This is a genomic window from Methanosarcina baikalica (genome assembly GCF_031461075.1).
Taxonomy (GTDB): Archaea; Halobacteriota; Methanosarcinia; order Methanosarcinales; family Methanosarcinaceae; genus Methanosarcina; species Methanosarcina baikalica.
In genome coordinates this window covers 40487-62512 of record NZ_JAVKPK010000008.1, presented here as the reverse complement: position 1 = coordinate 62512, position 22026 = coordinate 40487, and the positions used below count along the sequence as shown (strand labels likewise).

Here is a 22026-nt window from a genome sequence, read left to right as displayed (position 1 = left end):
TTTACACCTCCTCTGCGAATCTGGGGGATAATTTCCTGAACATCATGGATCCAAATGCTAAACAGATCAACCCGAATCCGGCAACAAATATGAAATCAGATATATTTGGAACAGTACCGTACAACAATACGTCCCTATACATCATCATTAATCGAGTAATCGGACTCAGCATGTAATAAAACATATATTTTTCAGGTACAGTAGATAGAGGGTATATAACAGGAGCAGCATAAAAACCTACCTGGAGGACTATGTCCCATATCTGGTTCAAGTCCCGAAAATATACATACAGAGATGAAAGCGCAAGACTGATTCCATATACTATTAAGAAATATAATACATGAATTAAAGGGAACAACAGGATTGCAAGTGAAAGTGAAGCTCCCAATATTAACAATAATGGAATCAATACTGCGAATTCCAGAATCGAACTTATAAAAGCCGACATTGCCATGCTGAAAGTGAGAACTTCGCGTGGAATGTAGATTTTAGTTACAAGGCTAGGTTTCCCGACGATCGAGGTCATAGCGGTCATAGTTCCATTTGCCAGAAAACGCCAGGCTATGATCCCAATTAAAAGGTAAAGATCGAAGTGTTCCTGTTCAATCTTGAAAAGATTGCTAAATACCAGGTATAAAACCAGCATCATAAGCAATGGGTTTAACATCGACCAGGCAAAACCGAGAGCAGAACTCTGGTACTTAACTTTAAGATCGCTTATCACTAGATTCTTGATTAATTCACTATATTCAAATAGGTACATACTCATTTTTCCGTGATTGTATGCAGGTTTCTAACCAGTTCACTTGCCCGGAATAGGGACTCAAAAGTACCGGCATCGCTCCAGAATCCATCAAGAATTCTGTATCCCATCGTGTCCTTATTTATATAATAATTGTTCACATCCGTAATCTCAAGTTCACCTCTTCCCGAAGGCCTGAGGGTCTTTATGGCATTGAAAACTTCACAATCGTATATATATAATCCTGTAACTGCAAAATTGCTCTTCGGGTTTTTAGGTTTTTCTTCGATACCAATTACCCTGTTTCCGTCCAGCTCTGCAACCCCAAACCTGTGGGCGTCGGTGACCTCTTTTAGGAGAATCTTTGCGCCACTCGAGAAAGCCGAGACATCTTCTTTGATATTATCCTGAAAAATATTATCTCCCAGGATAACTGTTACATTGTCCCCATCTACAAAATCTTCTGCAAAGGAAAGGGCCTGAGCGATCCCTCCGGCTTCTTCCTGGATTTCGAAGGTAAAGTGAACCCCAAATTTCGAGCCCGACCCCAAAAGTTCAAGGAAATGCCCGGCATGACCCCTACCTGAAACGATCATTATATCTTTGATTCCGGCACTGATGAGGGTCTTCAATGGGTAATAAATCATTGGCTTGTCATAGACGGGTAAAAGATGCTTGTTCGTCACTTTGGTCAGGGGGTAGAGCCGACTGCCTGTCCCACCTGCTAGAATAACTCCTTTCATGTTGTTGATCTCTCCTTCAGATATGCTTTAAGGGCTTCTTTCCAGTGCCTCATGGGTTCTGTTTTGGTGTTAACAAGAACCGAATATTTAGGGCGTTTTGCCTTTCTTGGGAATTCATCCGTTGAACAGGGGGCAACATTTCCTATTATTGCCTCTGCAAATTCATACCAGGAACATGTACCTTCGTTTGTGATATGGTAAATTCCGGGTGGGAGTTTGATGATTTCATCGGTTTTAAGGGCAAGGTCTGCAGCATAAGTTGGCTTTCCGAACTGGTCATTTACTACTCTTACAGTATCCATCTCTTCAGACAACCTGAGCATTGTTTCAACAAAGTTTTTGCCTTGCAGGCCAAAGAGCCAGGAAGTCCTTATTATCCGGTAATCTTTCATGTTCTCAATTATATTTTTTTCTCCCAGAAGCTTCGACTGGCCATAGACATTCATAGGATTCGTTTCGTCGGATTCAAAATATTCTTTTCTTGAGCCATCGAAAACATAATCAGTACTGTAATGCACAAGGGTTGCTCCTGCATTTGAACAGCCCCTTGAAATGTATTCAAGAGCTCTGCCGTTGATCTTAAATGCAAGTTCCTTATTGTCTTCACATCCGTCCACATTGGTATACGCTGCAGCGTTAATCACAACATCTGGCTTTATTTTTTCGATTGTTAAGCGAACCTCCGCTTCATCGGTGATGTCAAGCTCTGAGCGTGTAAATTTTATAGCATCGGGAAAGACCTTACAAAGTTCCTTTCCCAGCATTCCCCCTGCCCCAAGGATCAGTGTTTTAATTTCTCCCACCACCGTTTGTTCTCAATATACCATTTTACGGTTTCCTCAAGAGCTTCCTCGAATGAATATTCCGGCTCCCAGCCGAATTCCTTTAATTTGGAGCAGTCCAGAGAATACCTGAAATCGTGGCCTTGGCGGTCTTTTACGTACTCTATCATAGACTCGTCTTTTCCAAGTAATTCGAGGATTTTACGTGTAATTTCAATATTGGTTTTTTCATTCCCTCCGCCCACATTATAAATCTCGCCGTCAATGCCGGAGTGGAGGATGAAATCTACGGCTTTGCAGTGGTCGAGTACGTAGATCCAATCGCGTATGTTCGTACCGGTGCCGTAGATAGGAACCTTCCTGTTCTCAAGGAGGTTTGTGGTAAAAAGAGGTATAAGTTTTTCGGGGTATTGATAGGGACCGAAGTTGTTGGTGCATCTTGTGATAATAACAGGGAGTCCGTAGGTTATGTAATATGATTGGGCGAGCAGGTCAGACCCGGCCTTGCTTGAAGAATAGGGGCTTGAAGGGGTTAGAATATCTGTCTCTTTGAATGAGCCCGATTCTATGCTTCCGTACACTTCATCGGTAGAAATATGAATGAACCTTTTGATTTTGCATTCCAGTGCACTTTGAAGAAGTGTATGAGTACCCAGAACATTGGTTTTTACAAAAACAGATCCGTCTTCAATTGAACGATCTACGTGGCTTTCCGCTGCAAAATGAACTACATGATCCACATTGTTCATAACTTTATGTACTAAAGAGGGGTCGCAAATATCCCCCTTTACAAAAGAATAGTTTGGGTTGTTTTCAATCTCTTTGAGGTTGTCCGGATTTCCTGCATAAGTGAGTTTATCCAGGTTAACTATTTTATAATCTGGATATTTTTTCATTATATGAAGGATAAAATTGCTTCCGATAAAGCCACAGCCACCCGTAACTAGGAGTTTCAAGATCTCACGTCCTTTCTTTTCATCCGTGTTTCAAGCCGGGGGTAAGTCCCCAATCATAAGGAATCTGGTCAGTATCAGGAGGAAGCCTGTATTCATCAGGCTCGGAATAGTTATAAGGTTCGGTTGGAACACTCAGGAAATATGCTGTTTCGGTTCCAATCCCCTTAAAGCCGTGGTACACAAATGGAGGTACACTGACAAGTAAAGGATTCTTCTCCCCTACAAAAAGTTCCATAATATTTCCATATGTAGGAGAATCTTCTCTTGAATCGTAGAGTACGACCTTCATCATACCACGGATACATGTAAAATTGTCAGTCTGAATCTTATGATAATGCCAGCCTTTGACGACTCCCGGATACGCAGTGGTTATGTAAACCTGCCCAAATTTGTCGAAGATTTCTTCATCGCAGCGCAATATTTCCATAAGCCATCCTCTTTCATCCGGGATGACCTTTAGGTTTTTCAGCTTTACTCCTTCGATATTTTTCATTTTTATCACTTGTTTAATGAAGGATAATTAGATTCGATCATGGAGAGCCTTTTACTACTGCCTGAGAAGGCTTCAAAAGATCCCAATACCGCTTCATCTGTTTCAGACTATATATCTATAATAATTTAATCTTCTACACATTTTGATATATTTATCTTCTACGGTAAAAGCAAGGGGCTAATAGTATTATAAATTACCTTTTATAGGTTTAATTACCTTTTAGAGGATTATATTGTTCGATATATCTACACTTATATACTGTGAACAGCATCAGGTACTCTTATAATCTTAGATATGTATTCTTAAAAATATCAGATAAGTATTCTTAAAAATATCAGATATGTATTCTTAAAAATGTCAGATATGTATTCTTAAAATATATATAGGTACTTTTAAAATGTCCGATCCAGAAGCTTCACTAATCATTTTAACTCGAAACGGAGAAAGTACTCTCCGGGAATGCCTGGAACATGTATATGCACAAAACTATACGAATTTTGAAGTGATAGTTATTGATTCAGCTTCAACAGACCGGACGCTGGAAATTGTTAGTACTTTCCCTGTGAAACTTTTTAACATTAAAGTAGAAGACTTCGGGCACGGCAAAACCAGAAATTTAGGGGCCAGAATTGCAAAAGGAAAGTATCTCATTTATTTAACCCAGGATGCCATTCCCCTTAATGAAAAATGGCTTGAAAACTTAATCCGAAATTTTAAAGATGAGGGTGTTGCAGGGGTATACAGTCGAAATATTCCCCGACCGGATTGCGATCCATTTGAGGCTCGCTATATCTTAACCGGATGGGGCCCCACAAAGGAAGTAAAGAGTGTTCGGGACTATCAAAACTACAAAAAACTCATATTTTTTTCCAATACAAGCTCTTGCCTCCTAAAAGACATCTGGGATAAATTTCCTTTTGATGATACGCTGGTTCAGACTGAAGATCAGGCCTGGTCAAAGGAGGTTCTTGAAGCCGGCTACAAGATTGTTTATGACCCTGATTCGATTGTCATTCATTCACACAACAACTCTCTGGAAGTTTTATTTAAAAAATACTTTGATGCCGGTACAGCACATATAAAAATATTCAAAAACAGAAATAATGTGTATTTGCCTTTGATCCCATTCTTTGTTGCGGTTGTCATATTTTTGGATCTGCGGTTTATGCTGGGTCATGCATACAAGCCGAAAGAGATTGTTAAGTGGATTCCAGAAGCCTTTGTAAGGCATTTCGTAGAAGCAATAGGTTTCTGGCTGGGCTTGCATTTTGATCTGCTTCCCCTTTCCCTAAAACGTAAATTTACCGCTTCAGGGCGGTATTAATCCCACTCAATGTATTTTTTATAAACAGTTTCTAATTGCTTTGCTGAATTTTCCCATGAATATTTTTCTGCAAGCTTTCTGGCACTGGTACTCAGTGTTTTCTGGAGTTCTTTATCACCCATAAGTTTCTGCATTTTCCCTGCCAGTTCCCTGCTATTTTGAGCCTTCACAAGCAGCGCATTTTCTCCATGAGCAAAAACGGAAGGTATGCCTCCTACCTCAGTAGCTATTATTGGCAATCCGGCAGCTGCAGCTTCCAACAATGTCAGCGGGAGTCCTTCCCATAAAGAAGGTAATACGAAAATATCACACCTCATGTACTGCTCAATGAGGGCATGTTCGCTGAGTTTTCCGGTGAATTTGACTATGTATTCGACTTCAAATTCTATTGCAGTCTTTTTGAGATTCTCTGCCTCTTCTCCATCACCTGCGAGGATAATTTCAAAATCATTTTTCTCTTTCAGGAAGTTTGCTGCGTGTATCAGGTACTCCAAACCTTTTTGCTTTTCAAGCCTGCCTACAAACAGGAATCTTGTCATTCCATCTGATTTTTTTTCTTGCTTCCTTTCAAATTTATGAATGTCCACCCCGTTAGGCACATAAATTCCTTTTTTTATTCCGGCTTTTTCCAGAATCTTAAGTCCATTTTTATCCACGACTATGATCTTCTTAAAACCAGAATATCTAAGGAAAAATTTTTCAGCCAATCTTTTCAAGAAAAAGTATTGTTTATCATCAAAACTGATTCCGTGGCAGGTGCTGACAACCGGTATCCTGTAAAATCTGGCTGCAAAGGAAATAAAAAAACCCATGTCTGCGGAATGGGAATGGATGATGTCGGGTTTCAGTTCTCTAAGTTTCCTGAAGCCCCAGAAAAATAAAAAAGCTAGAGATATCAACCTTTGAAGTGTAATTTTGTCCAGATTTGAAGAGCTGTCTTTCAGGCCGAATTTGAAAACTTTTTCGTCCCGAGCAATTTCATCACAATTGGAAGTTAAGATATAAACTGTATGCCCAATTCTTATTTGCTGTTTTTTCAGACAATTAACAGTATAAGCGTCCCCTCCTATCATAGGATAATATTTTTTTGCAAGGTGTAAAATTTTCATAAGTACGTCCCGGCTGTCTACAAAAATCAAAACTAATTTTTTCTTCAATGTATTATATTATTATTTCCATGTACTGCAAAAGAAGCTGTTCAAATATCGTATCCCACTCATATTTTCCAGCTCTTTTAGACGCAGAAGCAGCCATCTCCTCATAATAATTTCCATTTTCAAGTATCTTTCCTATTCCTTCCGCAATTTCCTTCTCCCCTAGCTCCACCACAATCCCGCAGGAATCTTCAATAAGCCCCTGCGCCGCATTATACCTCTCCCTTACCGTCACTACTGGCACTCTGCACGCAAACGCCTCGATCACAACCATCCCGAACCCTTCCCTTGAAGAAGGCAACACAAGCACCTTTGACGTCTTTATCTTAGCTATCAGTGCCTCATATTCCTGAAAACCTGCAAAATCCACATTCTCCCGAACACCGAGTTCACCTGCGAGTCTCACCAGTACTTCTCTTTCAGGACCGTCTCCTACAATGCAGCACCTTATTTCTGGAAAATTGGCTTTAAAGAGGGCCACCGCTTTAATCAGAACGTCAACGTTTTTTTCCTTTATAAGCCGTCCTGCAAAAATGATATCATAAATTTTGCTTTCAAGCCCTGCAGAAGTCTGGCCTCCTTCTGGTTCAATTTCCGAAATCCTATTAAAATCGATCCCGTTAGGGATAACTGTGATATTCTTTTCAGGAACCCCAAGGATTTCAAGCCTTTTTTTCGTCCAGTCGGAAACCGCTATATTTTTGTCCGAGATTTTTGAGACCAGTTTTTCGACTAATTTTCCGAAAAAGCCTGCTCTTCCTATGTATTCGTACCAGTAATCGTCCCAGACTTCATGCCAGGTAAACACTGAAGGGTTCTTTTTCAGGACTGAAACCACTTTTACGGTAAAACAGGAAAAATAGGGAAATACACTTACATCTATAAGGTCAAATTTTTCTTTCCTTAATGCAGGGAACAGTTTTGCAGCAAAGATAACCGCTTCGGAAATTGAGCGTCTGCCGTTTACATACAGATTTCGAGCTTTGCAGACGCCGTGCAAGGTCATGCCTTCATACTCAATAGTTTCTTCTCCTTCCCACCATTTGACCCCGAAGATGTGCACTTCGTTTCCCCTGGCAGAGAGCCGCTTTCCCAGTTCATGAATGCGCATTTCTGCGCCGCCTTTGACCCAGGGATAGACAGCATCGTACACGAAGGCGATTTTCATTGCACCACTTACCAGTCCGTATCCACTTCAAGGAGCATTACGCTCAGGATAATTGCTGAGAAAATCATCTGGAGGCCTATAAAGGCAAAAACCATTGAAATAACTGCATTTTTCACTTCCGAGAGAGACCCGTACCCCGAGCTAATCCAGGTGTACACTACTTTCAGTCCGAGCAACAGGCCTGCCCCCAGGATAAGTGAACCTACAAGTAATTCTTTTTCAAGGGAATGATAGTTCAGCCATTTTGCAGTACTGCCTTTATCCTTAGGGTATACACCTCGGACAATGCCATACGTTTTCATATAGCCGCCAGTAGATAACGTCTGTCCTCCAAGAATCAGGAGCATACAGCCTAAAATGAATGAGTGTAACCTGCTCTCTGCCGCATTTGCGCTAATCAAGAGAGAACCGGTTATCAGGACTCCAAGGATAAAAACCACAGCTCCCGGAAGAAGGAGAAAAGGCAGAGGACGGTATAACATCATAAACCTCATATGCCGCCAGCCATCATGAAAAGAGCGCAGTTTGGAGGGAGCTCTGCGTGAGTAATAGGTTATGGGAACTTCTTTAATCCTCAGTTCACATTTTGCAGCTTCAATAACCATTTCAGATGCAAGCTCCATGCCATAAGTTTTAAGGTTCATTTTTTCAAGGGCTTCTTTTGTAAAAGCTCGCATCCCACAGTGAGCATCCGAAATTTTCGTCTTGAAAAGAAAATTCAACGTTCCAGTCAGGAAGGGATTGCCTATATATTGATGCAGCCAGGGCATAGCTCCTTTTTTGATATTTCCTTTAAGCCTAGTGCCCATTATAAAATCCGCTTCTCCTGCCATAAGAGGATCAAGAAATCTGTCAAGCTCAAGCAGATCATACGTATTGTCTGCATCGGCAATAGCAATATAATCTCCTTTTGCTTCGGCAAGCCCTTTAAGGTAGGCGTTTCCGTACCCTTTTATCGGGCCTATTACCCTTGCACCCATTGATGCTGCAATCTCTGCAGTCCTGTCTGAAGAGTTATCAGCAACTATTATCTCCCCTTCTATACCATATTTTTTGAATATAAACTGAGCTTTCTCTATGCAAATTCGGATGGTTTCTTCTTCATTCATTGAGGGCATTACGATAGAAAGAGAGGGCATATTTGGCTTATACAGCATATAGCCTAATAACTATTTTGATACGCCTAATTTATAAGGAATTAGTAATTCGGAAATCTGTCTTTTAAAGTTCTGTCTGCGGAAGAACCGAAAATAGAATGAAGAATACAGAAGCAGGGAAAAGAAAATTGACTTTTGCTAATAAGCTATATAAGGCATCAGAAAACTATTTTTAAGAAAGGAGCTGGGATTTCCGGGATTATAAACCCATTTAACGTATGGTTGGAATCGTTTCTTACAGTTCAACAGATTTAAAGGAGAAATTAAATGGTTAAGATAAACGTGATATTCCACAGTATTCATGGTCACATTTACAAGATGGCAGAAGCCATAGCTGAAGGAGCAAGAGAAGTCGAAGGAGCTGAAGTAGAAATTTATCAGGTGCCTGAGACTCTACCTTATGAGGTTCTGGAAAAAATGGGGGCAATCGAAACAAAAAATCTTTTTGCCCATATCCCTGTGCTGACCAGAAGAATGTATGAAGATGTGCTTGCAGGAGCCGATGCCATTATTTTTGGGACACCTACACGTTACGGAAATATGACTGCCCAGATGCGCACAGTTTTTGACGGTCTTGGAGGGCTATGGAGTAGAGATGCTCTCGTAGGAAAGGTGGGAAGCGTCTTCACTTCCAGCGGAACGCAGCATGGAGGCCAGGAATCCACAATCCTGACAACTCATGTTACCCTGCTCCATCTCGGAATGATTATTGTAGGGCTTCCGTACTCAGAAAATCGGCAGAGAAAGATGGATGAAATTACAGGGGGTAGCCCATACGGAGCTTCAACGATTGCAGGAGGGGACGGAAGCCGCCAGCCTTCAGAAAACGAACTTGCAATGGCCCGCTATCAGGGCAGGCACGTAGCCCAAATCGCAAAAAAACTCGCTGGAAAGTAAAGGATATTATTTGGTTATTTCCAAATAAAAAAGATTGGAAAACGTTTCCCTATTTAAGGGTGTTCTCCGTATTTTGGATATTTTACCTTACAAAATGCTCAACCAAGACCTGGGAAGGCCAAACCTCTGGATTCAAATTTCTCCTGAGCTTTTGCCATGCATGCCAGAGTACAATAAATTGCCTTTTCCTCAGCATTTTTAAGGACGAAAAATTCTTTCCCGCAAGTGGGGCATGTTTTTTTCACGTCAGACATTGTAAACACGCATTCTCTGTATGTGAGTTTTATTTAATAGTTCGTTTTTATAAGATAGAGCTCATCCCAAAACTCAAAATTGCTTCTCTGAATTTCGTATTCTGAATAACCAATCAAGGTTTCTGATCATGGAAATTATTTCTGGAACTCTTGCCGATTGAGAATAAAACAGTTTTGGGATGAGCTCGATATACTAAGATAACGCAATAAAATATAAACTTTATTATTAAATTTAAATATATCTTCAATAAGAAATTAAAGTCGTTTTACTGGCCAGATCTAAAGATGTAATTACATCAACTGAAAACGTTATATAGAGGCACATCTCCATTTAAATAGAATTTAGAAATTAATATATTTATTTATTTATTTATTTATTTATTTATTTATTTATTTATTATATATGCCTTTAAGAAAGATTTTTTTAAGGCTAAAGTTCAGTTCTCAGCGAACTTTTTTCCCTAAAATATTTGAGGCAATAAATTCATTTCTTATGATGAGCTAAATTCGAGCAGATGATTCAAACCTGATGGAATTATTATTTTTCGAGAATATTGGTTGAATCTTCATACCTAAAATAGACGACTGATTGCGGGGTAATGGAAACTCAACGGAAAGCAGGAGGTATTCGGGATTAGGCCGCTTATTTTCGGAAATGGGAGAATCCTGATCTGTGAAGATGAAAAAGGGACTATAAGGGATGTCTATTTCCCATACGTAGGGCTTGAGAATCATGGGAACTCGATAAAGGCAGGCATATGTGACCTCGATTCCCTTTATTGCAGCTGGTTTGAAAGCTGGAAAATCCGGCAGAGGTATAAATCTGAGTTTAAGAAGGATTTCTGTAACCGTATTCTCGAAACCTTACAAGACAGCGGGAAAGGAATAAGAGAAGAAACCGATAATCCGGGAATGCCTGAAGCCTGCAGGAGAACTATCTCAAATATAGGGGAAACCGTCTTCGAAAACCCTGACATCGGGCTCAGGACCACGGTATGGGAAGCTGTCCACCCCTCGGTAAATATTTTTTACAGGACTTTTGAAGTCAGGAACACTTCAAGTGTGCCCAAGCATCTGCGTCTTTTTTCAAACCAGAACTACAGGATTCTTGAAACTAAAATCGGAGAAACAGCTGTAATCGATAAACGTACCCTTATCCATTACAAGCGCGACCGCTATTTCCTGCACGCAAGCGACCCTGCCTTTGACCAGCATGCCGTAGGGACTGCGGAATGGAAGGGGCTTGAAGGCACCTGGAGAGATATGGAAGATGACGCTTCCCTTAGCGGAAATCCTGTTGCTCACGGCTCTGTGGATTCCACCCTTGGCTGGACCCTCCCTGAACTGCAACCGGAAGAATCTACAATGATACACTACTGGATTGTTTTGGGAAAAAAGTACTGCAACGTGCTCAAAGTCCATAAAAGGGTAAAGGAAGCAGGACGAAGAGCCCTTTTCCACCATAATTTCAATTTTTGGAACTCATTTACCGAAAGGGTAGCCGTACTTCCGGAATTTGTCCGGATGCCTCAGCTGCCGGAGATAGTCTCAAAGTGTTTTTACAGGAGCCTTCTTACAGTTGTCGCCCACATGGATATTACCGGTTCTGTGATCGCATCCTGCGATTCGGATATAAAGCAATTCGGAGCAGACCTTTACAGCTACTGCTGGCCCAGAGACGCAGCCTGGGTCTGCCTTGCGCTCGACAGGGCGCGATACCACCACCTGAGTGCCGAAATATTTGAGTTTTTTACAAAAATAATCACACCCAGAGGCAACTTTCTTCATAAGTACACGCCTGCAGGGGATTTTGGGAGCACCTGGCATCCGGTACCCATGATTCAGATCGATGAAACAGGCCTTCCGCTGTATGCCCTTTATAATAACTGGGAGATTGCAAGGAGTGTTTGGACCACAGGAAGGTACTACAGAACGCTTGTAATCCCCGCAGCTAACTACCTTGTAAAAGCTATTAACAGGGAAACAGGCCTTCCAATTTCGAGCTTTGATCTCTGGGAAGAGCGAAAGGGCGTGCATACATACAGCGCCTGTACCGTCTATGCCGGCCTTAGCGGCGCATATGAACTTTCCCGTTCCCTTGGAGATTATGACAGCGCAAATGTCTGGAAAGAAGCTGCAGACCGCATGAAACAATCTATCCTGGAGAGACTTTATGATGATAAACTCAAGCGTTTCAGGCGTTCTCTCGACGACCCTGCACTTGACTCCTCGGTATTTGCAGTCTGGTATTTCGGGATTCTCCCGCCGGACGACCCAAAAGTTGTGCAGACAATGGAGGCTATTGAACGTGAACTTAAGCGCCCCTCCGGAGGGATTGCCAGGTATCTTCACGATAATTACTATGGTTATATGAACAGCTGGATTATCTGCACTCTCTGGCTGTCCCAGTGGCATTCGGCAGTCGGAAACCTGGACAGGGCTCTCGAACTTCTTGACTGGTGTGCAGCCCATGCCCATCCCACAGGCCTCATGCCCGAACAAATAGATGACAGAGGCATGCCTCTGTCAGTTCTCCCACTTGCCTGGTCTCACTCAGCCTATGTGCTTGCTGTTCTTGAATACCTGCAGGCCCTTGAGAAAAGAGAAGGCGTTTCCTGCAATTATCTGGAAAAATAAAGGCTATTTAAATAAGGGACTTATCCCAAAACCAATTTTATTTTTAAATTAGTAAAGTTTCATGACTATTTTCCATGGTCAGGAACTTCGTTAATCATTTGGAATACGGGATTAATAGAAGCGATTTTTAGTTTTGGGGCCAGCTCATCCACAATTCTATCGGTCAATTTATACAGCTCGATGTAACTTCCAACTTTGCATATACTCATTTCCAACTTTGCATATACTCATCTACACGCGCAAGGCTTTGATAGCAACATGATTCACTGAGAGCAGCAAGCTCCATTGGAATCCTTTGAGAAAAATAACTTCTTTACTTATAGGTAAACTTTTACATTATTTTACTCTGAATACACCACCGGTTCGGTTTTCGTTTGATGTATAAAGTTCCCCTTCCAGTGTATTGTTTGTACTGTTAAAACCATAGATTACTTTAATTTCAGTATTAGGACCTGCAGTGTTATCTTTTAAGGTATTATTTTGAGAATGAGCAAGTGCGACTGAAAAAGAGTATCCACGTTTCACAATAGTATTATTTAAAACTTTATTATTATTTGAATTTTCAAGGCTAAGGCTGAAATAGTTATCTAAAATAGAGTTATTATTTAGCTCATTGTTAGAAGAATTAGTAAGGTTTACACCTTCCCATAATCCTGATATGGAATTACTCATCAATTTGTTGTCATTTGAATCTTCTAAATAAATTCCCCATGCTTCATTATTAAATCCAACAAATATTCCAACACCTGAGACATTATTACTACTTAGTTGGTTATTATTAGAAGCCTTTAGATAAATTCCAAATGAATTGTTATTCACTTCATTATTATCTAGAGTATTCCTAGTTGAATTATTGATGTAAGCGCCATACATGTTGTAGCTTAATTTATTTCCCGTTATGTTGCTATCAGAACCACTACAATAGATACCAGATTTATCCTGTGATCCAGTTATATTGAAGCCACTGACCGTTACATTGTTTGCAGTTATATGAAATATATCTTCTTCTGGGTCTGCAGCCTGGACAATAGTGTAATTAGTTTCTCCTGGTTTTGATATTATACTCAAAGGTTTGTCAATAACCAAGTTCTCTTTGTATAATCCAGAGGAAACAATAACAGTACCACCTGAACTTATATTGTTTATCGCGCTTTGTATAGAATCTCCTGGGTATACGTTGGTTATTGAACTATTGTTATTATTACCAAAAAAAGTGTCAGAATATTTTTCTTTATTTTGTGGATAGAATATATATAATGCTGAAATGACAAAGACTAAAAATAAGACAAGTATTAGTTTTTTATTAATTTGTGAGAGAGGCATAGTTATCCCTTTTTGCCTTCGGATATGCAGGATTTAGGGGTGGTTTGCAAACTTCACTGAACTCTACAGAATTAATCACACCATAACTAATAAAATATTATTTAAATGTTTTGTGCCAAAAGTTTCTAACAGTTAGAAATTGGGTACTTTGTTAGAAATTGGGTACTTTTACAGATAGATTCATTTATCGAGCTCATCCCAAAACCAATTTTATTCCCAAAAATCGGTAAAGTTTCAGAACTATTTTCCATAATCTGAAGCTCGATTAACTGTTCAGAATATAGGATTCAGAGAAGTAATTTTGAGTTTTGGGATCAGCTCAACCACAAAAACACGGGACATACCGAAAATTTCGGTCCCACAAATCAGCCCTCTTGGCTCAGCTAAGAGCCTATCCGAAAAGTCAGTAATGCATGTTGAAAAGTCACAATAGAGCTATAATATCCGAGTATCCGTTCCGGTTTTGTATATTGCCTGTTTGGTAAAAGTTACAGCAGGTAACCACTTTTCGGATAGGCTCTAAGTATCTTGATTATAATTCAGCTCTCTTGAGCAAAGCGAAATTCGGGCGGTCCTCCCGAAACGGGACTCGGGTATTAGAATATTTTCTCAAAATACAGGTATCCTGTTTCTTCTTTCTGGAAAGTAAAGCCATGTTTGAGGTACATGTCTATCGCTTTCGTAAGGGTCGAATCGGTTTTAAGTACGACACCTGAACAGTTTTTTTCAGCAAAATCCAGGGCAGTTCTGAAAAGCTGTTTTCCGTTGCCTTTGTTCCTGAAGGCTTTTTTAAGGTAGATGCGCCTGATTTCGCACAGGTTCCCATCAAATTTTCGGACGCCTGCCGTTCCTACAACCTTACCCTCAAAAATCCCTACGAAAAAAGTACCTCCGCTTCCAAAGTAATAATCGTTTATGTCCTTGAGGTCGGCATCTTTAAGTCTGTCGTATTCAAAGCCATGTTCCAGCAGCACTTCAAGGACAACATCATGGACTTCTTCCTTTCTGGAATCGTCGTATCTCTGGATTATCATTTAGTTCTCTCCGTAAACCGGGCCGAGAAGTCCCTGTGCTTCCTCAACTGCGTGTTTTCAGGCTATTTCTTGATATTTTAGGGTTAAAATATTTCTGTGAATCGAGGTATTTATCCGGATTTTTCAGAAAGTCAAGGGAAATGGTATAGAAAATCTCCGTGCCGGTGATTAAGATTTGTTCATCAATATCAAACGCACATGAGTGATTGATTTCTACTATCTTTTTTTTCGGGTTGCGGGTACCGAGTGAAATAAAGATCCCTGGAACTTTTTGTAGATAACTTGCGAAATCTTCGGCGGCAAAGGTTTTTTCGATCTCAGGATAGATGGTGAGTTCCGGGAAACTCTCTTGCAGCTTTGAATTCACAGCATCTGTGAAAACGGGGTCATTTATAAGGACAGGATAGCCGTGCAGGATATCAAGGTCGTAATCTGAGAAGCCTGAAAATTCTTCCCCGGGTTTAATATATTTTATTACTACCTCGTCCAGGCACTCCTTTATCGTCCTGTCAATTATATCCGTGGTCTCCCTGTCAAAAGTCCGGTAGCTTCCGAGAATTCCTACACTATCAGGAGTCCTGTTAAACTGAGCTCCTCCCTGGATTCTTCCCACTCCAAGGACATATTTATCCGGTTCAAGCTTCTTTTCCAGAGCAGGATAGAGACTACTTATAAAGTCTGTTGCCATCCGTACAGGGTCAATGCAGCTTTCGGGCTTTGAAATGTGGCCTCCTTTTCCTTTAAGGGTAACTTCGAACCTGTTGGTGCTTGCCATGAAAGGTCCTGGACGAAAACCCACGCTTCCGGATTCGTGATTCGTAAAAATGTGCATGCCCATAACCGCATCCACGTCATCAAGTCCTCCTTCGGAAATCACCCTTTCCGAGCCACCCGGAGGGATCTCTTCTGCAGGCTGGAAAATCAGACGGACCTCCCCTGGAAAATCCCTGTTTTCCTGAAAAAGTCTGGCAGCCCCAAAAAGCATTGCCATGTGTCCGTCGTGTCCACAGGCGTGCATTACTCCATCTTTTCTGGAAATATAGTCGCTATTCCTACCTGTTAATTCTTCCTGTACCTGCAGCCCGTCAGTGTCCGAGCGAAGGGCAATGCAGGGTCCGGGTAATGTTCCCCGGATGCTTGCAAGTACGCCGGTATCTGCAATTTTTCTGGCCTTTATTCCCAGTTCTCCAAAAATTTTCAGGATTCTTTTCTGGGTATCATATTCTTCAAAACTGAGTTCGGGATATCTGTGAAACTCGCGTCTCAGCTGTATAAGCCAGGCTTCAAGCGCTTTTGCACTCGGGTGATCTCTCAAAAGCATTACCTCGGATTTTCTGCATCTGCAGTTTATTCCGTTTACTGGTTTGGAATATTTAATATGAATTATTTTAATATATTTTATTTAGTATACTTTATTTTACGGTATTTTATTTGAGTGTGGTTTATTTGATTTCTTCGGTATATATCCTTTCAGTATCTGTTACTCCAGATATATATTATTCCATTTTGTTAGTCATTTGTTCAAAAAGCAAAATACCTGATAATTATATACATGAATGGTACAATACATTTCCTCCCATTTATTATAAATTATTATAAAGCCCGACAGTTAAGGTTCCTTAAAATCCAAGTACTCTTAAATATTTACATAAGTTCCAGGATGGTATAAAATGCTCAAAACGCGCCTGAGGGATTTTCTTGTCACAAAAGACAACTGGCTTTTTGCGGTTTCCGACTATTTTCGTAACGATGGAATCCGGGCCACACTCCGCTATGTCCCCGATGAAAATGGGGAAAGAGAATTAGACGGGAAAAGATATAAAAAATACGATTTTGGCCCGGCTTTCGAGTTCATGAGGAAGCACAGGCCGGAATGGGTGCAGGATGTCCATGTCGTTCCGGAATCCGAGGTAAAACAGGTGCTTCGCCCTTCGGATTTGATTCCCGAACTTGTAAATTCCGATAGCCGCGTGAGGGAAATCGTAAAAGTGCTTGATATGGCCGGAATCCCTAGGACAAGTATGGGAGTTACGGGTTCTATGCTCGCAGGTCTCCAGAATGAAAGTTCGGATATCGATTTTGTCGTCTATGGTCCTTTATGGTTCAGGGCACGGGATGCCATAACTATTGCAAAACAGCAGGAAGGGCCCATTGAAGAAATCGATGAGGAGATGTGGCAGAGAATTTACAGAAAGAGAATTCCCGACATTTCATTTGATGAATTCATACTGCATGAATCCAGAAAAGGCAACAGGGGCATGGTCGAAGGCACTTATTTTGATCTTCTTTTTGTGAGGGAATGGGATCAGATTAAAGAACCTCTTCTGCGCGGAAAGGACACAGTCAAAATGAAAATCGAAGCCGAGGTCAAAAATGCTGACTTTGCTTTTGACAGCCCTGCTTATTATAAGGTAGAACATGATGAAATCGACCATGTGCTCTCATACACCCATACCTATGCAGGCCAGGCTCTTCCCGGAGAGATTATAGAAGCCTGCGGCATTGTTGAAGAGGTGGGAGATATGAAGAGGCTTGTCGTGGGTACCTCGAGGGAGCCAAAAGGAGAATGGATAAAGTCCCTTACCTGGCTTGAGCAATGCGGATATATTTGAAAGGAGCAAAAAGCAAAACAAAGGAACCTGAGCTTTGCTCCAAACAGTCCCGGGTTGAGAGAAAAAGGGAACTTAAGAAAAGACGGCTTTTACTAAAAAGTTCTGTTAGTCAACTTTTTCGTCCAGTTATCTTCTTCTCTTTTCGGATTATTTTTTTCTCCTTAATATCCCGTACAAAATCAGTAATTCAGCTCCTGCAAAGGCTATTCCAGGGCCAGGAGAGCTTTCAGTTTCTTCTTTTTCGAGATCTGAAGCATAAATTCCGTTTTTTACCTTGTCAGACGGTTTGTCCTCATTCAGGGTTTGATTTTCTCCTTTTTTGGCTGTAGAAATCTCAACAGATTGAATATTTTTTTCCGTGCTTGAGATTGCAAAGGAAGAAAACCCCGGGGTTTCTGCAGTAAAGTAAAAATAAGCTTCGTCTTCTCCGCTGAGGGCCGTAGACAACTGGTCCCATGTGTCCTGACCGTACCTGTACAGAGTTACTGTATTTTCGCTGATCCCCTGTTCGACAACCCAAGCCCTGCTCACCCTAAAACTTACCCTGGTATTTTCAAGGTTTTCAGGATTTGAAAAGCCGCTATTCCCAACCCAGATATTTACGTTTTTGTAGATCATTCCGGGGGCAGGTTCCTTAACTATTGAAGAAGTATTTTTTAGCATCTCTACAATAGCGGTTGTTTTTCCGAAGTTCTTTTTCGGATCGAACTCCACAGTGACTATTTCATTTGCCCCGCCTTTAAAAGTAAAACATGTGTGAGTTCCTTTGAAGACCTGTTCATTTGAAATTTCCTTGAGCTCTATATTCCTGCTTGATTCCGGAGAGCCTGCGCCTCCCCCGCCTCCACTTCCTCCTCCGCTTATTCCTTCACCTTCTTCCGAACCGGAGGGTTTCTCTAATACGGTTATATATCCTGTTTTTGTTCTGGTGTCATTTCCATAAGTACTGTTAGTCACCCTAAAGGTAACATTGTAGATGCCCGGGTTTACGTATGTGTAAACCGGATTCCTTTCGTTTGAGTCAATGTTCCCGTTTCCATCAAAGTCCCATTCCCGGAAATCTGGATTGAAGGCGGACAAGTCTGTGAACTGGACAGTCAGGGGTACGGAACCCAGGAGAGGGATTGCGGAAAAGTCGGCTTCACATGGATAAGTAACTACTATCTCTGAAAATCCTTCCACAGGGACAGTAGGTATGGAATAAGCGGAAATCGTACCCGAGATTGTGAAATTTCCAGGCTTGGAATTTGAAGGGACGGCCACATTATATATAATGGTCTTTTCTTCCCCTGCCGAGAGGTTCTCAGCCCAGATCCACTCCAGAGTTGACTCTTTGAAAGTGCTGATTTCCTGGAATGTATCCCGGTTATTTCCCATCCGAATTACATGCCATCCATCAGGGAGATTTTCATCAAGTGTCAGGGCTTCAACGTCCTGGTCTGCTCCTATATGTACGGTTACTGTAAAATTTTCGCCTGGGCTAACCGTCCCGGTAGATATTTCCCTGCTTGCCCCAATCCCTGCGGCCGATGTAGGGATTATTGTTCCTGCAAGAAGAAAAATAAGAGCGATACCTGAAATAAAGCGTGAGAACCTGATCCAGTTTTTAGCCCTGAAAACTTTGGTAATATTCATGAAAATGAATCCTTAATTATTTTCCAGATCTTTTTATTGTCTAAATATTGCCCGGATTTTTTCCAAATACTATTTAAAATTATTAATTGTGTTTTGGTGTATATTATTATAACTGTACTCTGCTTTATTACTTTGATTATCACAGAAAAATAGAGTTTACACCGTGTGATACTTTTGGGAGATAATTAGAAGCCGGACAGATAACTTCAAACATGTCCGTAGTCAAAGTCAGATATAAATAAGACAGTTACCTATCTATCTTTTATGAAAATAAAGAAGAGTTATGTGTGGCTTATGCTGGTATTCGTCTGTATCGTGACCGCAACTGCAGCTTTCCTGTGCCCTGATTCTACAGGAAATACAGCTCAGGCAAATAGATCTCAAGCTGCAACTAACGGGATCGAATTCGGTTCAAGCATGGTTACTAAGGTACAACTTTCAAATCCTTTGGAGATCCTTACGGCCAAGGCTGCAGGAACGAGTGCGGATACTGAAGTTACTGTTTATAATGATAACCTTGCCCTGGTAAAAGAAAAAAGGGAACTTGATCTCAAGTCTGGAGTCAACAGCGTGGAATATACGGATGTTGCTGCCCTTATTGACCCGACTTCAGTAATGTTTGAGGACACAAAAAATAAGGATACTGCTGTACTGGAACAGAACTACGAATACGATCTTGTGAGTAGTCAGAAGCTTCTGGAAAAGTTCCTGGACAAGGAAATTACTGCAACTGAAAAAGAAGGAAATACATATACAGGGATTCTCATGAGCTATGATTACGACAGAATGGTGCTCAAGTTGAGTGACGGAAAGGTTGTAACTCTTTCCGAAGTCTCAAAAGTGGAATTTCCTGACTCTGCCGATCTGCTCACGAAACCTACTCTGGTCTGGCAGGTCTACTCTCCTACTGCAGGCAATCGGGATGTCCTTACTTCTTATCTTACAGGAGGTATGAGCTGGAAAGCAAACTATATCGTAAAGACCAGTGCGGATGATACGAAGGCTGATATTCAGGGTTGGGTCACCGTTGATAATAAAGCAGGAACAACCTATGAGAATGCCAAACTGAAACTGGTTGCAGGTGACGTTCACCGTGTAGCTGTACCTCAGGAAATGTATAAGGGTGAAGCAACTATAGCATCAGAGGCTGTATCTGACGAGGCCAAAGGCGGTTTCGTTGAGGAATCTCTTTTTGAGTATCATCTTTATACCCTTGAAAGGCCGGCTACTCTGAAGAATAACCAGATCAAGCAGCTTTCCCTGCTCTCCACAGATTCAGTGCCTGTGGAAAAAGAACTCGTTTTTGATGTTTCAAAAAGCAATGATATCCAGGTTGTTCTGAACCTGAATAATTCTAAAGAAAAAGGCCTTGGAATGCCTCTTCCCGCTGGTGTTCTAAGGGTATACAAAGCTGACTCCGAAGGCCAGCTTCAATTCCTCGGGGAAGACAATATAGACCATACCCCAAAAGATGAGGAGATAAATGTCGTTGTCGGAAGCGCTTTTGATGTAACAGGTAAGAGAACCCAGACTAATTACGATAAAGTAAGTACCAATGCCTGGAAAGAGAGTTACGAAATAGAACTCAAAAATCACAAATCTGAAGCTCAGAAAGTAAAGATTGTGGAAAAGATCTATGGAGAATGGAAGATTACCGAAAACTCTGACCCGTATAAGAAAAAAGATGCTAACACTGCCGAATGGGAAGTAACCGTGCCTGCTGATAGCTCAAAGAACGTCACCTATACCGTGCAGCGCAGTTATTAACTCAAAGACAGCAGTAAGCTGCCAAATCAGGGACCTATAACCTATGAGAGCACGGAAAAACCCAATTCAAATTACTATTAAGCATGAAAAACACGGGAATCACGGAAAAATTGTGCACTTTTGCCTTTATTCCATGTTTTCCGTGCTTTCAACGGTTTCAACTCTTTCTAACCTCTAAATTAGAGCCTGTCCAAAAAGTCAACAATGCATGTTGAAAAGTCATAATAGGTATATAATATCAGAATATCGTTCCGTTTTTGCATATTGCACATTGTAAAAATTACAGCAGGTAATCACTTTTCGGATAGGCTCTTAGTCCTCTTGAGCGCAGCGAAAAGGACCCCGTGCTCCCGAAGCGGAACTCGGGAAGGACAGCGCACTGCAGAGCCGCAACTCTGCTGGCGCAACTCGGGCATCAAAAAATATTACTACCATCCCCCCAATTAACTCTTCAAATGATTGTAGGCGTAATGGGGCCCGAAGGCTCTTATTCTGAAAAAGCTGCAAAGTTGTGGATGCAGAAATACAGTATGAGCGGCTCAGAACTCCGGTATTTTGCAGATATAGAGGATGCGTTCCTGGCGACGGTACAGGGGAAATCGGATATCTCAATAATACCGATAGAAAACTCTATTGAAGGTTCTGTAGGCGTTACTCTCGACCTCCTTTTAGAGAACGAAGCTAAGATAGTCGGAGAGATAGTCGTCAGAATCGAGCACTGCCTGCTCTCGAAAGGCGGGCCTGAAAAGGTAAGGGTCATACTTTCACATCCTCAGGGGCTTGCCCAGTGCAGACATTTCCTGAAGAAACATTTTCCTGATGCCGAACTCAGGAGCACGGGCAGCACTTCCCATGCGGCCAGGCTTGCAGGAGAGTTTGAAGAAATGGCAGCAATAGCGTCCCCTGAAGCTGCAGAGTGCTACGGGCTGAAGGTTCTTCTCTCAAATATTCAGGATAAGAAAGAGAACTACACCCGTTTCATTGTTTTGAAAGCCGGAAAAAAAACTTTGACCGAACCTGAAACCGGGTCTGAGAAATGCAGCTCTTCAGCCTGCAAAACTTCCCTTATAGTTTATCTGGAAAAAGACAGACCAGGAGCATTATATGAAATTCTCGGGACTTTTGCAAAAAGAAAAATTAATCTGACAAAAATCGAGTCCAGACCTTCGAAAAAGGAACTTGGAGACTACTATTTCTATATCGATTTTGAAGGGCATGACAGCGACGCACTTGTAAAAGATGCTTTAAAAGATATAAAAGCTAAAACTGATACTCTAAAGATACTGGGTTCCTATCCCGCTTTTAAAACATTCAGGTCTGTGAATATTGACAAAGGATATTGATTGGA

General features: G+C 41.3%; 20 protein-coding genes. 6 read left to right on the top strand and 14 right to left on the bottom strand.

The features are described 5' to 3' along the window. Position 1: 1 nt before the first annotated feature. From RG963_RS03285 to RG963_RS03265, 5 genes are read right to left on the bottom strand one after another with little or no spacing between them, the layout of a single operon-like run. Positions 2 to 763 carry an ABC transporter permease gene (locus RG963_RS03285; RefSeq protein ID WP_310574849.1) on the bottom strand — a complete coding sequence of 254 codons (762 nt, stop codon included), beginning with the start codon at positions 761 to 763 and terminating at the stop codon, positions 2 to 4. A gap of 2 nt (positions 764 to 765) precedes the next feature. Next, positions 766 to 1485, bottom strand: a complete 720-nt coding sequence (locus RG963_RS03280; protein ID WP_310574848.1) for a sugar phosphate nucleotidyltransferase — start codon at positions 1483 to 1485, stop codon at positions 766 to 768. Further along, positions 1482 to 2288: a dTDP-4-dehydrorhamnose reductase gene (rfbD, locus tag RG963_RS03275; RefSeq protein WP_310574847.1), complete on the bottom strand. Its 807-nt coding sequence runs from the start codon at positions 2286 to 2288 to the stop codon at positions 1482 to 1484. Before rfbD ends, RG963_RS03280 begins: the two co-directional genes overlap by 4 nt. After that, entirely contained in the window at positions 2267 to 3223 is a 957-nt protein-coding gene (gene rfbB / locus RG963_RS03270; RefSeq protein WP_310574846.1) for a dTDP-glucose 4,6-dehydratase, read from the bottom strand. The genes rfbD and rfbB overlap by 22 nt, the downstream gene beginning before the upstream one ends. Before the next feature lie 19 nt (positions 3224 to 3242). Further along, positions 3243 to 3716, bottom strand: coding sequence for a dTDP-4-dehydrorhamnose 3,5-epimerase family protein (locus RG963_RS03265; protein WP_310574845.1), 474 nt, complete (start codon positions 3714 to 3716; stop codon positions 3243 to 3245). 397 nt (positions 3717 to 4113) lie between these two features. On the opposite strand from RG963_RS03265, the gene RG963_RS03260 reads away from it, so the two are divergent. Next, a complete protein-coding gene (locus tag RG963_RS03260; RefSeq protein ID WP_310574844.1) occupies positions 4114 to 5040 on the top strand; it encodes a glycosyltransferase family 2 protein in 927 nt (308 codons plus the stop codon). Here the strand turns inward: RG963_RS03260 and RG963_RS03255 are convergent. Genes RG963_RS03255 through RG963_RS03245 form a run of 3 tightly spaced genes read right to left on the bottom strand, consistent with a single transcriptional unit; the run spans position 5037 to position 8501 of the window. Further along, positions 5037 to 6179, bottom strand: a complete 1143-nt coding sequence (locus RG963_RS03255) for a glycosyltransferase family 4 protein (protein ID WP_310574843.1) — start codon at positions 6177 to 6179, stop codon at positions 5037 to 5039. The two genes, RG963_RS03260 and RG963_RS03255, sit on opposite strands and share 4 nt — an antisense overlap. 22 nt (positions 6180 to 6201) lie before the next feature. Continuing rightward, complete coding sequence (locus RG963_RS03250; RefSeq protein WP_310574842.1) at positions 6202 to 7362, bottom strand: glycosyltransferase family 4 protein; 1161 nt, start codon at positions 7360 to 7362, stop codon at positions 6202 to 6204. Between the two features lie 8 nt (positions 7363 to 7370). Then, positions 7371 to 8501 (bottom strand): glycosyltransferase family 2 protein, encoded by a 1131-nt coding sequence (locus RG963_RS03245; protein ID WP_310574841.1) that lies wholly within the window; start codon positions 8499 to 8501, stop codon positions 7371 to 7373. Between the two features lie 285 nt (positions 8502 to 8786). On the opposite strand from RG963_RS03245, the gene wrbA reads away from it, so the two are divergent. Continuing rightward, entirely contained in the window at positions 8787 to 9416 is a 630-nt protein-coding gene (gene wrbA, locus RG963_RS03240; protein WP_310574840.1) for an NAD(P)H:quinone oxidoreductase type IV, read from the top strand. Between the two features lie 98 nt (positions 9417 to 9514). Here wrbA and RG963_RS03235 read toward each other — a convergent pair whose 3' ends face one another. Then, entirely contained in the window at positions 9515 to 9670 is a 156-nt protein-coding gene (locus RG963_RS03235) for a hypothetical protein (RefSeq protein WP_310574839.1), read from the bottom strand. A gap of 912 nt (positions 9671 to 10582) precedes the next feature. Between RG963_RS03235 and RG963_RS03230 the strand changes: the two genes are divergently transcribed. Then, positions 10583 to 12307 carry a glycoside hydrolase family 15 protein gene (locus tag RG963_RS03230; protein WP_310574838.1) on the top strand — a complete coding sequence of 575 codons (1725 nt, stop codon included), beginning with the start codon at positions 10583 to 10585 and terminating at the stop codon, positions 12305 to 12307. A gap of 65 nt (positions 12308 to 12372) precedes the next feature. Here RG963_RS03230 and RG963_RS03225 read toward each other — a convergent pair whose 3' ends face one another. From RG963_RS03225 to RG963_RS03210, 4 genes are all read right to left on the bottom strand, one after another. After that, entirely contained in the window at positions 12373 to 12516 is a 144-nt protein-coding gene (locus RG963_RS03225) for a hypothetical protein (protein WP_310574837.1), read from the bottom strand. A gap of 127 nt (positions 12517 to 12643) precedes the next feature. Beyond that, positions 12644 to 13630, bottom strand: coding sequence for a right-handed parallel beta-helix repeat-containing protein (locus RG963_RS03220; protein ID WP_310574836.1), 987 nt, complete (start codon positions 13628 to 13630; stop codon positions 12644 to 12646). Positions 13631 to 14226: 596 nt separating this feature from the next. Then, entirely contained in the window at positions 14227 to 14664 is a 438-nt protein-coding gene (locus RG963_RS03215) for a GNAT family N-acetyltransferase (RefSeq protein WP_310574835.1), read from the bottom strand. A 43-nt stretch (positions 14665 to 14707) separates the two neighbouring features. Beyond that, the gene (locus tag RG963_RS03210; protein WP_310574834.1) at positions 14708 to 15985 is read right to left on the bottom strand and encodes a M20 metallopeptidase family protein; all 1278 of its coding nucleotides are present in this window, start codon (positions 15983 to 15985) and stop codon (positions 14708 to 14710) included. Positions 15986 to 16334: 349 nt separating this feature from the next. Here RG963_RS03210 and RG963_RS03205 point away from each other — a divergent pair, with 349 nt between their 5' ends. Then, entirely contained in the window at positions 16335 to 17276 is a 942-nt protein-coding gene (locus RG963_RS03205) for a nucleotidyltransferase domain-containing protein (protein WP_310574833.1), read from the top strand. Between the two features lie 147 nt (positions 17277 to 17423). Here RG963_RS03205 and RG963_RS03200 read toward each other — a convergent pair whose 3' ends face one another. Continuing rightward, positions 17424 to 18911, bottom strand: a complete 1488-nt coding sequence (locus RG963_RS03200; protein WP_310574832.1) for a PGF-pre-PGF domain-containing protein — start codon at positions 18909 to 18911, stop codon at positions 17424 to 17426. A 264-nt stretch (positions 18912 to 19175) separates the two neighbouring features. Here RG963_RS03200 and RG963_RS03195 point away from each other — a divergent pair, with 264 nt between their 5' ends. Beyond that, positions 19176 to 20678 (top strand): DUF4139 domain-containing protein, encoded by a 1503-nt coding sequence (locus RG963_RS03195; protein ID WP_310574831.1) that lies wholly within the window; start codon positions 19176 to 19178, stop codon positions 20676 to 20678. Between the two features lie 455 nt (positions 20679 to 21133). Beyond that, positions 21134 to 22021 (top strand): prephenate dehydratase, encoded by an 888-nt coding sequence (gene pheA / locus RG963_RS03190; RefSeq protein WP_310574830.1) that lies wholly within the window; start codon positions 21134 to 21136, stop codon positions 22019 to 22021. Positions 22022 to 22026 lie beyond the last annotated feature (5 nt).

Bases quoted from the DNA above. Each gene is read 5' to 3' on its own strand.
- RG963_RS03285 (WP_310574849.1), bottom strand. From the start codon at position 763: ATGTACCTATTTGAATATAGTGAATTAATCAAGAATCTAGTGATAAGC.
- RG963_RS03280 (WP_310574848.1), bottom strand. From the start codon at position 1,485: ATGAAAGGAGTTATTCTAGCAGGTGGGACAGGCAGTCGGCTCTACCCC.
- RG963_RS03265 (WP_310574845.1), bottom strand. From the start codon at position 3,716: ATGAAAAATATCGAAGGAGTAAAGCTGAAAAACCTAAAGGTCATCCCG.
- RG963_RS03260 (WP_310574844.1), top strand. From the start codon at position 4,114: ATGTCCGATCCAGAAGCTTCACTAATCATTTTAACTCGAAACGGAGAA.
- RG963_RS03250 (WP_310574842.1), bottom strand. From the start codon at position 7,362: ATGAAAATCGCCTTCGTGTACGATGCTGTCTATCCCTGGGTCAAAGGC.
- RG963_RS03245 (WP_310574841.1), bottom strand. From the start codon at position 8,501: ATGCCCTCTCTTTCTATCGTAATGCCCTCAATGAATGAAGAAGAAACC.
- wrbA (WP_310574840.1), top strand. From the start codon at position 8,787: ATGGTTAAGATAAACGTGATATTCCACAGTATTCATGGTCACATTTAC.
- RG963_RS03235 (WP_310574839.1), bottom strand. From the start codon at position 9,670: ATGTCTGACGTGAAAAAAACATGCCCCACTTGCGGGAAAGAATTTTTC.
- RG963_RS03230 (WP_310574838.1), top strand. From the start codon at position 10,583: ATGCCTGAAGCCTGCAGGAGAACTATCTCAAATATAGGGGAAACCGTC.
- RG963_RS03225 (WP_310574837.1), bottom strand. From the start codon at position 12,516: ATGAGTATATGCAAAGTTGGAAGTTACATCGAGCTGTATAAATTGACC.
- RG963_RS03220 (WP_310574836.1), bottom strand. From the start codon at position 13,630: ATGCCTCTCTCACAAATTAATAAAAAACTAATACTTGTCTTATTTTTA.
- RG963_RS03215 (WP_310574835.1), bottom strand. From the start codon at position 14,664: ATGATAATCCAGAGATACGACGATTCCAGAAAGGAAGAAGTCCATGAT.
- RG963_RS03210 (WP_310574834.1), bottom strand. From the start codon at position 15,985: ATGCTTTTGAGAGATCACCCGAGTGCAAAAGCGCTTGAAGCCTGGCTT.
- RG963_RS03205 (WP_310574833.1), top strand. From the start codon at position 16,335: ATGCTCAAAACGCGCCTGAGGGATTTTCTTGTCACAAAAGACAACTGG.
- RG963_RS03200 (WP_310574832.1), bottom strand. From the start codon at position 18,911: ATGAATATTACCAAAGTTTTCAGGGCTAAAAACTGGATCAGGTTCTCA.
- RG963_RS03195 (WP_310574831.1), top strand. From the start codon at position 19,176: ATGAAAATAAAGAAGAGTTATGTGTGGCTTATGCTGGTATTCGTCTGT.
- pheA (WP_310574830.1), top strand. From the start codon at position 21,134: ATGATTGTAGGCGTAATGGGGCCCGAAGGCTCTTATTCTGAAAAAGCT.